This window comes from Streptomyces sp. NPDC004752 (assembly GCF_053601275.1).
Genome location: NZ_JBSGBN010000023.1, coordinates 40,949 through 53,496, shown reverse-complemented (window position 1 = coordinate 53,496; position 12,548 = coordinate 40,949). Strand labels below are relative to the sequence as shown.

Here is a 12,548-nt window from a genome sequence, read left to right as displayed (position 1 = left end):
TGGTACTCCTCGCGCCGTGCTGTCGCGCCTTGAGCAGAAAGTCTGCCAGCCCGGCGCGATGCGCGGGCAAGCCTGTGGGAGCTTCCCATTCCGCTTGGTTCCCGGCTGTGGACAAGTGGTCACGGCCGCGGCGGGCCGCCCGTCGTGCCGGAGCGTCGCCCCTCCCCGACCGGCGGGACAACTGGGATGATCGCGGCATGACGCGATCCGACGGATATCTCCTCGACAACCGGCAAACCGAGGCGGGGCAGCGCTTCGACGCCTTCGCCACCCTCTTCGACCCCACCACCTTCCGGCACCTGACGGACTTCGGGCTGGGGCCCGGCTGGCGCTGCTGGGAGGTCGGTGCCGGCGGTACCTCCGTGGTGTCCTGGCTGGCCAAGAAGGTGGGCCCGACCGGCAAGGTCGTCGCCACCGACATCGACACCTCGCTGCTCCTCCCGGCCGCGCGTCCGCCCGTCGAGGTGCGCGTCCACGATGTCGGCGCGCAGGAGCCGCCCGGAGAGGGGTTCGACCTGGTGCATGCCCGTCTGGTCCTCGTACACGTACCGGACCGGGAGCGGGCGCTGCGCTCGATGGTCCAGGCGCTGCGGCCCGGCGGACGGCTCCTGGTCGAGGACGCCGACCCCGCGCTCCAGCCCCTCATCTGCCCGGACGAGTACGGCACCGAGCAGCAACTCGCCAACCGGCTGCGGAAGGGCTTCCGCACGCTGCTCGCCGAGCGCGGCGCCGACCTGTCCTACGGCCGCAGGCTCCCGCGCCTGCTGAGCGAGGCCGGACTGCACAACGTGCAGGCCGACGCGTACTTCCCGCTCACCTCGCCCGCCTGTGCGGCCCTGGAGTCCGCCACCGTGCGGCAGATCCGGGACCGGCTCGTCGCCGCGGGACTGGCCACCGACGAGGACATCGACCAGCACCTCGCCAACGTCGCCGCGGGCGGCATGGACCTGGCCACGGCACCGATGATCTCAGCGTGGGGGCGCAAGGCATAGGTGGGGGCGCAAGGCATAGGCCGATCGCAAGCCGTACCGGCCGTACCGCGTCCGACCACCGCCGGATCCCCGCGCCGTCCGCGCCCTCGCACCCCGCTGGGCAGCCCTTCGTGTCTGCTGTGCTGCGCCCGACGCCTTACCTCCCCGCTCGGTCCCGCGCGCCCGCGCTGCCGTTCCCGTCCGTTGTGCCGCGCCCGTCCGCCGTATCGCACGCGATCGCACGCGCCCGCAGCGCCGCGGTCATTCCGCGCCGGTGCTGGGAACGTGTCGTGGCCAGGATCGCGTTGCGGCCGGGGCGCTGTCGCGGTCATTTCCGAGCCGGTGGCCGACCGCCCACCCGCTCCACCGCACGGGCCCCCGCCCGGCACCCCTGCGCCGCCGCGTTCTCGACACCCGCACCCGCGACGAGAGCGGCCAGGAACGCGCCGGTGAACGCGTCTCCCGCGCCCGTCGTGTCCCGGGGCGTCGCCGGCGCGGCGGGAACGCGGGCGAGCACATCGCCGGACCGGGCCACCAGCGCCCCGTCGGCACCGAGCTTGGCCACCACCAGGGGGACGACACGGCTCAGCTTGGCCGCCGCGTCCGCCGGATCGGGCAGCCCCGTCAGCAGACACGCCTCGTCCCGGCTGGGCAGCAGGACGTCCAACTCCTCGGTGAACGCCAGGAAGCGGTCCACCCCCAACGCCTGGAGAAACCCCGTCGACGCCGGATCCAGGCTCACCGGCACCTCACGCGCGCGTGCCGCCCGGAGCGCCAGCGCCGCGAGCGCCCGGCTCCGCTCGGAGAACAGCAGATAGCCGGACAGGTGCAGCCACGTGACCCCGTCGAGCAGCGAGTCCGACCAGTCGGCCGGTTCGAGCCGCAGTGACGCGCCACTGTCCGTGAGGAAGGTGCGCTCGGCCGCGGCGTCCGAGTCCACGAGACAGATCACCGTCGCGGTCGCCGCCTCCGCATCGAGCACGAGCCGCGGACGCACTCCGGCGCATACCAGCGCGTGCTCGTGCCACGCCGCCGCGTCCGTACCCACCCGCCCCAGCAGCCGCACATCGGCACAGCCCGCGGCAGCGGCCCAGCAGGCCACGTTGGCGCCCGCCCCGCCGGGCAGCGTGCGGATCGCCGCCGCCGTGTCGGTGCCTGCCGCGAGCGGGCCCCGGTGCCGGGCGACGACATCCGTGACGACGTCCCCGACGACCAGCAGCGCTCCCGCCCGCCCCGCCGTCACCTCAGGGCCCACGCGGCCGCGATCCGTGCCGCGAGCCGCACATTGCCGCGGACGGCCGCGAGATTGGCGCTCAGCGAGGCGCCGTCGGTGTGTCTGACCAGATGGTCCAGCAGGAACGGCGTGACCGCCTGCCCGGTGATCCCCTCCTGCTCGCACGCGCGGAGCGCGTCGGCGAGCACCCGGGAGTGCAGCGCGGGATCCAGCTGCTCCGCCTCGGGCACGGGGTTCGCGACGATCAACGCCGACTCCGGCCCGTCCAGCCTGTCCTGGGCGCGCATGACCCGCGCCACCTCCTCCGGGCTCCGCAACGTCCAGTCGACGGGGTGCCCGGAGTCGGACAGGTAGAAGCCGGGGAACCGGTCCGTGCCGTACCCGGCGACCGCGACTCCCAGCGTCTCCAGCCGCTGCAGGGTGGCTGGTACGTCCAGGATCGACTTCACCCCCGCGCACACGACCGTGATCCGGGTCCGAGCCAGCAGACCCAGGTCCGCGGACTCGTCCTGCGTCACCGTCCACTCCCGGTGCACGCCGCCCAGCCCGCCCGTCGCGAAAATCCTGATGCCGGCCAGCGCGGCCAGCAGCGCGGTCGCCGAGACCGTGGTCGCCCCGCTCGCCCCCGCCGCCACGGCGAGGGCCAGGTCGCGATGGCCCAGCTTGCGAATCCCCTCCTCGTTCGCGATCCGCTCCAACTGTTCTTTGTCCAGGCCCACATGGGGCCGCCCGTCCAGCACGGCGATCGTCGCGGGCACGGCACCCTCCCGCCGCACCGCGTCCTCCAGCTCCTGTGCCACCCGGAGATTGCGCGGGCGGGGCAGCCCGTGCGCGATGATCGTGGACTCCAGGGCCACCACGGGGCGACGTGCGTCGATCGCCTCCCGTACTTCTTCCGCCATCACCAGCACCACGCGCCTGCCTCCTGTCACTCGCTCCCTCCCTCATCCCTGGCGAGCCGCCCGGCGGAATAAACGCTTGCGGTCGACCGCCACCAGCCCGGGCGGCATGACGAACCCCACGACACGTCTCGACCCCCGTCGTCCTCCGGGTGCGCGACCCCGTGGCCCCGGCGCCGGTTTCCACGAGTGCGCGGTAGGTCTGGACCCGCTGCGGGGCGAAGAGTTCGCCGCGGGGCGGACATCGTTCCCCTCCGTGCGGGTCAACGAGGAGACCGTCCTCGACCTGGCCCCGCTCACCATGGCCGAGCGGATCGAGTGGATGAAGATGCCGCCCGGCTCCGTCGGGAGCGCCGGCCACCCGGTCGGCCATCTGCGCCTGTCGCTGTCCGCCGACGACGTCGATGCCCTGTACACGCGCGTAGCCCTGGCCCCGCCCCAGAGGTGTGCCGGCACAAGGGCACACCTCGGAGGCGACAGGAGTGTCAGAACAGGGGCTCGGGCAGCACGCCCTCCAGGGCGAGCAGCTTCCGCTTGGTCTCCAGACCCCCTCCGAACCCGCCGATGCCGCCGTCGCTCTCCACTACGCGGTGACAGGGCACGACGACCGGCAGCGGATTGGAGCCCATGGCCATGCCCACCGCCTGCGCCGCGCCCGGCTGGCCGACCCGCCCGGCCAGGTCGCCGTACCCGACGACCGTGCCGTACGGGACGCCGGACGCCAGTTCGCGCAGCACCTGCCGGTTGAAGCCGGAGATCAGCGACCAGTCCAGCGGCAGCTCGAAGTCGTGCCGTCTGCCCGCGAAGTACGCCTCGACCTGGCATATCGCCTCGGCCAGCAGCGGTGATTCGGGTGCCTCGGCGGGCTCGGTGCCCAGCCGGGCCGCGAGCCGCTCCAGCGCCCGGTCACGCACCCCGTCGGTGGCGTGGAACACGACGTTGACCAGGCCGTCCCGGGTCGCCGCCAGCAGCAGCGGACCGATGTCGGTGCCCACGACGGCCCACACGACCCGCTGCTCGTACTGCCCATGGCTGTCCATGCGCCCACCGTACGACCCGCCACTGACAACGCCCCGGCGCCGGTCGGTCCCGGGCGTACCGCTGCCCGGGCTCAGGACGCGCTCAGCGCCTCCCGCACCACGTCGGGCCGATTCGTGATGATGCCGTCGACGCCGTACCCGGCGACCTTCCGGGCGGTCGGCGCGTCGTTCACGGTCCAGGCGAACACTCCGAGCGGCCTGCCGTGCGGACCGTCGCAGGCATGCACGGTGGTGACGTAGTTCCTGGAGAGGGACTCGTAGGACGGGTTGATCAGGTCTGTGAAACTTGCGTAGGTGCGCAGCTCCGCCGCCGGCGGAGTGCCGAGGTAGCCGGTCGTGAGGCCCGGCTTCAGGTCGTGCACGATCCGCAGGCTGTCCGCGCTGAAGCTCTGCACGACGAGCCGTCCGAGGTGCTGCCGGTCCAGCCAGCCCTCGTTGCCGAGGAGCTTCAGGGTCTCCCGCTCGATGCCCGGGTACAGTTCCGGACTCTTGATCTCGAGGAGCAGTTTCTCGTGGTTGCGTTCGATCCGGCGCATGTACTCCTTCAGCGTCGGCACGCGCGTGCCCGCGTATGCAGGGCCGAACCAGCTGCCCGCGTCCAGGCGGGCGATTTCGGCCGTGGTGAAGTCCTTCACCTTCCAGGGCGCCCGGCCCGGGAACACCTCCTCGGCGTTCGTGGTGCGGGTCAGGCTGTCGTCGTGGATGACGACGAGTTCGCCGTCCTTGGTCCGCTGCACGTCGTTCTCGACCCAGGTGAAGCCCCTCCGGGCCGCTTCGTCGACGGCGGGCAGGGTGTTCTCCGGGGCGTAGGCGGAGGCGCCCCGGTGGGCGACGATCATGACCTGGGCGCCGGCGCCGCCGGCCCGGGCGTCGCGGGTGGGCGTCAGCAGGGCGGTGGCCCCCAGGAGCGCGACGGTCGTGACGGCAATGGCGCGCGCGTGCATGCGTACTCCTCGCATCGCGTGAATACGGACGGCACCAGGGTGACAGCAGAGAGTAGGTGGCGACGGGTACAGGATGAGCACAGTTTGGACGGAGATGCCCGTGGTCGCTCACCGGTGCCGCACAAGTGGGGCAAGGGCGTGTTTCTTTGCCGGAAAATCGTTCGTCCGTTCCGGTGGGGGTCATACTCTCTGCGTCAACCCTGACCGCCCGAGCGGTCCTGGGACGGGGGCGTATTTCAGATAATCGGGGACACAAAAGGGCGGAAAGGCAGCCGGGCATGCAGGGCACGGTCGACGACTTCAGTTACGGGGCCGTCACCCCGTTGGTGGCCTTTCTGATGGCGTGCCTCGGCGGCGCCCTCGGTCTGCGCTGCACCACCAGATCCCTGCTGGTGTCCGACTCCAGACGCCCGGCCTGGCTCGCCCTGGGCTCGGCCGCCATCGGCTCCGGCATCTGGACCATGCATTTCGTCGGCATGATGGGGTTCAGTGTCGTGGAGGCCCCGGTCCACTTCGACAAACCGATCACGTACGCCAGCCTCGCCATCGCCATCGTCATGGTGGGTGTCGGGATCTTCATCGTCGGCTACCGCGGCGCCACCGGAACGGCGCTGTTCACCGGCGGAACGATCACCGGCTTGGGTATCGCCTCGATGCACTACCTCGGCATGGCGGGCATACGCCTGGACGGGAGGCTCGAATACAACACCGTCACGGTCGCCGCATCCGTCGTGATAGCGGTCGTGGCCGCCACCACCGCCCTGTGGGCCGCCGGACAGGTGCGCGGCTTTCTGTGGAGTGTGGGTGCCAGCCTCGTCATGGGACTCGCGGTCAGCGGTATGCACTACACCGGCATGGCCGCCCTCACCGTCCACGTACACGACTCCGCCACGGCCGTCGGCGACTCCTCGCCGGCGGCCGTGCTCGTGCCCATGCTGATCGGCCCGCTCGCCTTTCTCCTGCTCGCAGGCATCGTCGTGGTGATCGATCCGCTGATGATCGCGGGCAGGCCCGTCCGGCCCCCGCAGGAGCGCAAACCGGGCGTCCCCGCCGACGCGGTCGCCCCTCACCCACGCCGCCGCCCGGAGGTCCCGGTCGGCCCGCAGCGGATCCGCCAGGGGGTCGGCCAGCCGGGGCACCACAGCTCACGCACCCCGCAGAACCGCTGATCGGAGCCCGTTGTCAGTGCGGGGTCGTACGGTGGATGGCATGCGGCCCGTTTCCCACATCGAACGCACGGTGGCGCCCTTCGAGGTCGTCAGCCCCTACCAGCCCAGCGGCGACCAGCCGACGGCCATCGCCGACCTGGCCAAGCGCATCGGGGCCGGTGAGAAGGACGTCGTCCTGCTGGGCGCGACCGGCACCGGCAAGTCCGCCACCACGGCGTGGATGATCGAGAAGCTCCAGCGCCCCACGCTCGTGATGGCGCCGAACAAGACACTGGCCGCCCAGCTGGCCAACGAGTTCCGCGAGCTGCTCCCGAACAACGCGGTCGAGTACTTCGTCTCGTACTACGACTACTACCAGCCCGAGGCGTACGTCCCACAGTCGGACACCTACATCGAGAAGGACTCCTCGATCAACGAGGAAGTGGAGCGCCTGCGGCACTCCGCGACCAACTCGCTGCTCACCCGCCGCGACGTCGTCGTGGTCGCCTCGGTCTCCTGCATCTACGGCCTCGGCACGCCACAGGAGTACGTGGACCGGATGGTCCCCCTCCGGGTCGGAGACGAGATCGACCGCGACGAGCTGCTGCGCCGCTTCGTGGACATCCAGTACACGCGCAACGACATGGCGTTCACCCGTGGCACCTTCCGTGTCCGCGGCGACACCATCGAGATCTTCCCGGTGTACGAGGAACTCGCCGTCCGCATCGAGATGTTCGGCGACGAGATCGAGGCGCTGTCCACGCTCCACCCCCTCACCGGCGAGATCATCAGCGACGACGAGCAGCTGTACGTCTTTCCCGCCTCGCACTACATCGCCGGTCCCGAGCGCTTGGAGCGGGCCGTCAACGACATCGAGAAGGAGCTGGGAGAGCGTCTGGCCGAGCTGGAGAAGCAGGGCAAGCTCCTGGAGGCCCAGCGGCTGCGGATGCGCACCACATACGACATCGAGATGCTCCGCCAGATCGGCAGCTGCTCCGGCGTGGAGAACTACTCGATGCACTTCGACGGCCGCTTGCCCGGCTCCCCGCCCAACACCCTGCTGGACTACTTCCCGGACGACTTCCTGCTCGTCATCGACGAGTCGCACGTCACCGTCCCGCAGATCGGCGCCATGTACGAGGGCGACGCCTCCCGCAAGCGCACCCTCGTGGAGCACGGCTTCCGCCTGCCCTCCGCCCTCGACAACCGTCCGCTGAAGTGGGAGGAGTTCCAGGAGCGCATCGAGCAGACCGTCTACCTGTCGGCCACTCCGGGCGCCTACGAACTGTCGCGTTCCGACGGGGCCGTGGAGCAGATCATCCGCCCCACCGGCCTGGTCGACCCGGAGGTTGTGGTCAAGCCCACCGAGGGTCAGATCGACGACCTGGTGCACGAGATCCGCAGACGCACCGAGAAGGACGAGCGCGTCCTGGTCACCACGCTCACCAAGAAGATGGCCGAGGACCTCACGGACTACTTCCTGGAACTCGGCATCCAGGTCCGCTATCTGCACAGCGACGTGGACACCCTGCGCCGCGTCGAACTGCTGAGGGAGCTGCGCTCCGGCGAGTTCGACGTCCTCGTCGGCATCAACCTCCTTCGAGAGGGCCTCGACCTGCCCGAGGTGTCCCTCGTGGCGATCCTCGACGCCGACAAGGAGGGGTTCCTGCGCTCCGGTACGTCGCTGATCCAGACCATCGGCCGCGCGGCGCGCAACGTCTCCGGTCAGGTCCACATGTACGCCGACAAGATCACCCCGGCGATGGAGCGGGCCATCGAGGAGACCAACCGGCGCAGGGAGAAACAGAACGCCTTCAACAAGGCCAACGGCATCGACCCGCAGCCGCTGCGCAAGAAGATCAACGACATCGTCGCGCAGATCGCCCGCGAGGAGGTCGACACCGAACAGCTCCTCGGCAGCGGCTACCGCAAGTCGAAGGACGGCAAGGGCGCCAAGGCCCTGGTCCCGTCGCTCGGCGACAAGGCGGCCAAGGGCGCGAAGGCCGCCAAGCCCGCCAAGGGCAAGGCCAAGGAAGCGGTGCCGACGGACCGCCCCGCGGCCGAACTCGCCGAGCAGATCGAGGAGATGACGGAACGCATGCGCGCCGCCGCCGCGGACCTGCAGTTCGAGATCGCGGCCCGGCTGCGCGACGAGGTCTCCGAGATGAAGAAGGAGTTGCGTCAGATGAGGGAGGCAGGGCTGGCCTGAACGCTGTGACCGGCCGTCTCGGACCCCGGCACGTGCGCGGAGTGTTGCAACAACGACACAAAGCACCGACCGGGGTTCGGCACTGTCAGTGGCGGTGCGTAGGGTTCTGGTCAACCGCGGGTGCCGCGGCAACAGGGGAAACACCGAGAGGGGAAGCAGCCGTGACCGTCAACATGACCAAGGGTCAGGCCATCAGCCTGGAGAAGAAGGACGGGGGCACCCTGACCGCGGTCCGGATGGGTCTCGGTTGGCAGGCGGCCCCGCGCCGGGGCCTGTTCGGCTCCCGTACGCGGGAGATCGACCTGGACGCCTCCGCGGTGCTCTTCGCCGACAAGCAGCCGGTCGACGTCGTGTTCTTCCGTCACCTGGTGAGCGACGACGGCTCCGTGCGCCACACCGGTGACAACCTCGTCGGCGGCGCGGGCCAGGGCGGCGACGACGAGTCCATCCTCGTCGACCTCCAGCGTGTGCCCGTCCACATCGACCAGATCGTCTTCACCGTGAACTCCTTCACGGGCCAGACCTTCCAGGAGGTGCAGAACGCGTTCTGCCGCCTGGTCGACGAGACCAACGGCCAGGAACTCGCCCGCTACACGCTGGCCGGCGGCGGCGCCTACACCGCCCAGATCATGGCCAAGGTGCACCGGTCCGGTGCCGGCTGGGCGATGACCGCCCTCGGTACCCCGGCCAACGGCCGCACCTTCCAGGACCTGATGCCGGCGATCCTGCCGCACCTGTAGGACAACCGGCGGCACGACAAGCGGCGCACGACACCACGACACAGGGGGAAGGCCATGACGGCCGAACTGGTACGCGGGCAGAACCACCCGCTCGCCCAGGCCCGGCTTGAGATCCGGATCACGGCTGATGTGCCGGTCGTGGCGGGCGCCACGCTCAGCGACGAGCAGGGCAAGGCGTGCGGTGACGAGTGGGTCGCCCACCCGGGCGCGCCCACGCTGCCCGGCATCGAGGTGTCCAGACAGGCGGCGGCCGACCATCGGCTGGCCGTGGACCTGGCGGCCATGCCCGAGGCCGTACACCGGGTCAACGTGCTGCTCGCCCTGCCCTCCGGGGTGGGCGGCCCGCTCCGCTTCGGCGCCGTCACCGCCCCCCGCGCGTCGGTCACGGGCCTCGACGGCACGGAGATCGCCCGCTACACCCTGACCGGCCTGGACGCCGAGTCGGCCGTCGTGGCCCTGGAGCTGTACCGCAGACAGGGCGCCTGGAAGGTGCGCGCCGTCGGACAGGGCTACGCGGGCGGCCTCGCCGCGCTCTTCGCCGACCTGGTGGTGCCCGGGGCCGACGAACTCGCGGACGGCATCCAGGAGGCGGTGGCCCGGGGCCTGGCCCGGTCGGTCGCGGCGCCCCCGCCGCGTTCGGCGGACGGCGATCGCACCCGCCGGGCCGCCGCGCCCGCGGCCGGCGCCGACCAGCCGGGCTCCGCGTCGCGCGGCGCCGACCCGATGCCGTCGCGGCCCGCCCATCCGTACCAGGCGTCCAGCCCCTACACGGCGCAGACACCGGCAGGCCCAGGGGAACGCGGTTTCGAGGGGGCGGCGGCGGACACGGCACAGCCCACCGCGGCCGCCGGCCGTCCGATCGACTACACCCACCCGAACCGCGGACACGCGACGGCGCCTCCGCCTCCGCCGCAGGCGCCGCCCGCCCCGCCGGGCTCGCCCACCCCACCCGTGGCGGGCGATGCGGCCGGCTGGTCCCTCGACGAGCGGCTCTACAACCAGGTCTGGGGCATGTTCGAGGACCTGGCCCGTACGGCGGCCGCGTACCGCAGCGCCGTCGACTTCGCGGACTCCCGCATGGAGAAGGAGCTGGACCAGATCCTGTCCGACCCGCGCAGCAGGCTCGGCTCCGTCGGCGACGCCGCGCGGGAGGCGGCCCGGGCCAAGCGCGCCCAGCTCATCGACCAGGCAGCGGCGGTCCTCGACCGCGACCTGGCCCAGCTCACCGCCGAGGCCGGGGTCGTGGAGCCCGCGTTTCCACCGGCGTACGCCCGCTGGGACAACCCGGTCTGGCACGGGTACCGCGTGCCGACGGAGTCCCCGATGGCCCTGCGGCTGGGCGACCTCCATCTGCCGGAGAACCCGGCGCTGCGCATACCGCTGCTGATGCGGCTGCCCCTGGAGCGTGGGCTGTGGATCGACGGCGGTTCCGCGGCGGCGGGAGTCTCGTTCCTGGACTCCGGTGAACTGCGGCAGCGCGCGATGGAGACGGCGGTGGCGCTCGCGGCCCGGCTGCTGGCCGCCCACCCGGCGGGCGACTTCGCCGTCCATGTGATCGATCCGGCCGGTTCGGCGGCCCGGGAACTCGCTCCGCTGGTACGGGCGGGCGTGCTGGCCGCTCCGCCCGCGAGCGGCGCCGCCGCCGTGACGCAGGTCCTGGGCGGGCTCACACAGCGCGTCGACCTGGTGCAGATGGCGCTGCGTGGCGACGCCGCCGATGCGTTGCCGCCCGGTCTCGACACGGCCCGGCACCTGCTGATCGTCAATGACTTCCCGCACGGTTTCGACGACCGGGCGGTCACGGGGTTGCGCTATCTCGCGGACGAGGGTCCGTCGGTCGGCGTCCACCTGCTGATGGTCGCGGACCGACAGGACGCCGCCGCGTACGGTCCCTTGCTGGACCCGCTGTGGCGTTCGCTGATGCGACTCACACCAGTGCCCGACGATCACCTCGCCGACCCCTGGGTCGGCCATGCCTGGACGTACGAGCCGTCGCTCGTCCCACCGGGCAGCCAGGTGCTCGACCATGTGCTCACCCAGGTGGCCATCGCCCGGACCAAGATCAAGTAAAGGTCCCCGACCAGGCGATTTGATCATTCTTTTGCCAATTGCTTTACCTTTACTTGGTGATTGGGGTACTGTCCTTCGTACGGAGGGGAGTACTCCCTGTCTGCTGCGGCGTACCCGTCAATACGGATCAGGCCAGATCCCGGGGCGTCGGCCCGTCTCGGGTGGAAGAGACCTCCGGTAGCGACGAAGCTGACTCTTTGCCCGTTCACGTACCGGAGGCGCAGTGGATGTATCCGTGGCCCTGTGGGCCCTGACCATCGCGGGGCTCGCCGCCCTGATCTCGGTCGACTTCTTCATCGGCCGCAAACCCCACGACGTGTCGATCAAGGAAGCCGGCATCTGGACGGTCGTCTGGATCGCCCTGGCCGGGCTCTTCGGCCTCGGGTTGCTCGTCTTCGGCGGCGGCCAGCCGGCCGGCGAGTTCTTCGCGGGCTTCATCACCGAAAAATCGCTGAGCGTCGACAATCTCTTCGTCTTCGTCCTGATCATGGCGAAGTTCGCGGTGCCCTCGCAGTACCAGCAGCGGGTGCTGCTCGTCGGCGTCCTCATAGCCCTGGTCCTGCGGGCCGTCTTCATTGCCGCGGGAGCCGCGATCCTCGCGAGCTTCTCCTGGGTCTTCTACCTCTTCGGCGCCTTCCTGATCTGGACCGCCTGGAAGCTGATCCAGGAAGCCAGAGCGGAGGAGCAGGACGAGGAGTACGAGGAGAACAAGCTGCTGAAGGCCGTCGAGCGCAGGTTCGGCGTGGCCGACCGCTACCACGGCACCCGGCTGTGGATCCAGCAGAACGGCAAGCGCGTCATGACGCCGATGCTGGTCGTGATGCTCGCGATCGGTACGACGGACGTGCTGTTCGCGCTGGATTCCATCCCCGCGATCTTCGGTCTCACGCAGGACCCGTACATCGTCTTCACCGCCAACGCCTTCGCCCTGATGGGTCTCAGGCAGCTGTACTTCCTCATCGGCGGACTGCTCAAGAAGCTGGTCCACCTCTCATACGGCCTGTCGGTCATCCTCGGCTTCATCGGCGTCAAGCTGGTGCTGCACGCCCTGCACGAGTCCGGGGCGCACGTCCCGGAGATCAGCATCCCGGTCTCACTCGGCGTGATCTGCGGCGTTCTGATCGTCACGACGATCACCAGTTTGGCGGCGAACAGGAAGCAGGCGGCGGCCGAAGCGGCACAGTCACCGACGCCCGGCGACGGGCCGAAGGACAGCATCGACGCCTGACCGCGGCGAACGCGGGACAAGGCGCACGCGAAATCAGTCAGCACGGGAGCGGTGCGCAGCGCTTG

The 12,548-nt window shown here is 70.7% G+C and carries 10 protein-coding genes and 1 pseudogene; 7 read left to right on the top strand and 4 right to left on the bottom strand.

Features of this window, described 5'->3' with window-relative positions; translation table 11 throughout:
• Positions 1-197: 197 nt before the first annotated feature.
• Positions 198-992, top strand: a complete 795-nt coding sequence (locus tag ACWEKM_RS12555) for a methyltransferase (protein ID WP_451621150.1) — start codon at positions 198-200, stop codon at positions 990-992.
• A gap of 307 nt (positions 993-1,299) precedes the next feature.
• Here ACWEKM_RS12555 and ACWEKM_RS12550 read toward each other — a convergent pair whose 3' ends face one another.
• Both ACWEKM_RS12550 and ACWEKM_RS12545 read right to left on the bottom strand, forming a co-directional pair.
• The gene (locus ACWEKM_RS12550) at positions 1,300-2,226 is read right to left on the bottom strand and encodes a carbohydrate kinase family protein (RefSeq protein ID WP_451621149.1); all 927 of its coding nucleotides are present in this window, start codon (positions 2,224-2,226) and stop codon (positions 1,300-1,302) included.
• Positions 2,211-3,119, bottom strand: a complete 909-nt coding sequence (locus ACWEKM_RS12545) for a pseudouridine-5'-phosphate glycosidase (RefSeq protein ID WP_451621188.1) — start codon at positions 3,117-3,119, stop codon at positions 2,211-2,213. Before ACWEKM_RS12545 ends, ACWEKM_RS12550 begins: the two co-directional genes overlap by 16 nt.
• A gap of 94 nt (positions 3,120-3,213) precedes the next feature.
• On the opposite strand from ACWEKM_RS12545, the pseudogene ACWEKM_RS12540 reads away from it, so the two are divergent.
• Positions 3,214-3,528 (top strand): annotated as a pseudogene (locus ACWEKM_RS12540) (VOC family protein); the annotation flags it as partial.
• Between the two features lie 61 nt (positions 3,529-3,589).
• Here ACWEKM_RS12540 and ACWEKM_RS12535 read toward each other — a convergent pair.
• Together ACWEKM_RS12535 and ACWEKM_RS12530 are read right to left on the bottom strand one after the other, a co-directional pair.
• The gene (locus tag ACWEKM_RS12535) at positions 3,590-4,144 is read right to left on the bottom strand and encodes a methylated-DNA--[protein]-cysteine S-methyltransferase (protein ID WP_451621148.1); all 555 of its coding nucleotides are present in this window, start codon (positions 4,142-4,144) and stop codon (positions 3,590-3,592) included.
• Between the two features lie 71 nt (positions 4,145-4,215).
• A complete protein-coding gene (locus tag ACWEKM_RS12530) occupies positions 4,216-5,088 on the bottom strand; it encodes a glycerophosphodiester phosphodiesterase (RefSeq protein WP_451621147.1) in 873 nt (290 codons plus the stop codon).
• Between the two features lie 278 nt (positions 5,089-5,366).
• Between ACWEKM_RS12530 and ACWEKM_RS12525 the strand changes: the two genes are divergently transcribed.
• From ACWEKM_RS12525 to ACWEKM_RS12505, 5 genes are all read left to right on the top strand, one after another.
• Positions 5,367-6,257: an MHYT domain-containing protein gene (locus tag ACWEKM_RS12525; RefSeq protein ID WP_451621146.1), complete on the top strand. Its 891-nt coding sequence runs from the start codon at positions 5,367-5,369 to the stop codon at positions 6,255-6,257.
• Positions 6,258-6,297: 40 nt separating this feature from the next.
• Positions 6,298-8,445 carry an excinuclease ABC subunit UvrB gene (gene uvrB / locus ACWEKM_RS12520; protein WP_451621145.1) on the top strand — a complete coding sequence of 716 codons (2,148 nt, stop codon included), beginning with the start codon at positions 6,298-6,300 and terminating at the stop codon, positions 8,443-8,445.
• A 161-nt stretch (positions 8,446-8,606) separates the two neighbouring features.
• Positions 8,607-9,185, top strand: a complete 579-nt coding sequence (locus ACWEKM_RS12515; protein WP_121888045.1) for a TerD family protein — start codon at positions 8,607-8,609, stop codon at positions 9,183-9,185.
• A gap of 54 nt (positions 9,186-9,239) precedes the next feature.
• Positions 9,240-11,255, top strand: a complete 2,016-nt coding sequence (locus ACWEKM_RS12510; protein WP_451621144.1) for a TerD family protein — start codon at positions 9,240-9,242, stop codon at positions 11,253-11,255.
• 223 nt (positions 11,256-11,478) lie between these two features.
• Entirely contained in the window at positions 11,479-12,483 is a 1,005-nt protein-coding gene (locus ACWEKM_RS12505; RefSeq protein ID WP_451621143.1) for a TerC family protein, read from the top strand.
• Positions 12,484-12,548: the final 65 nt, after the last annotated feature.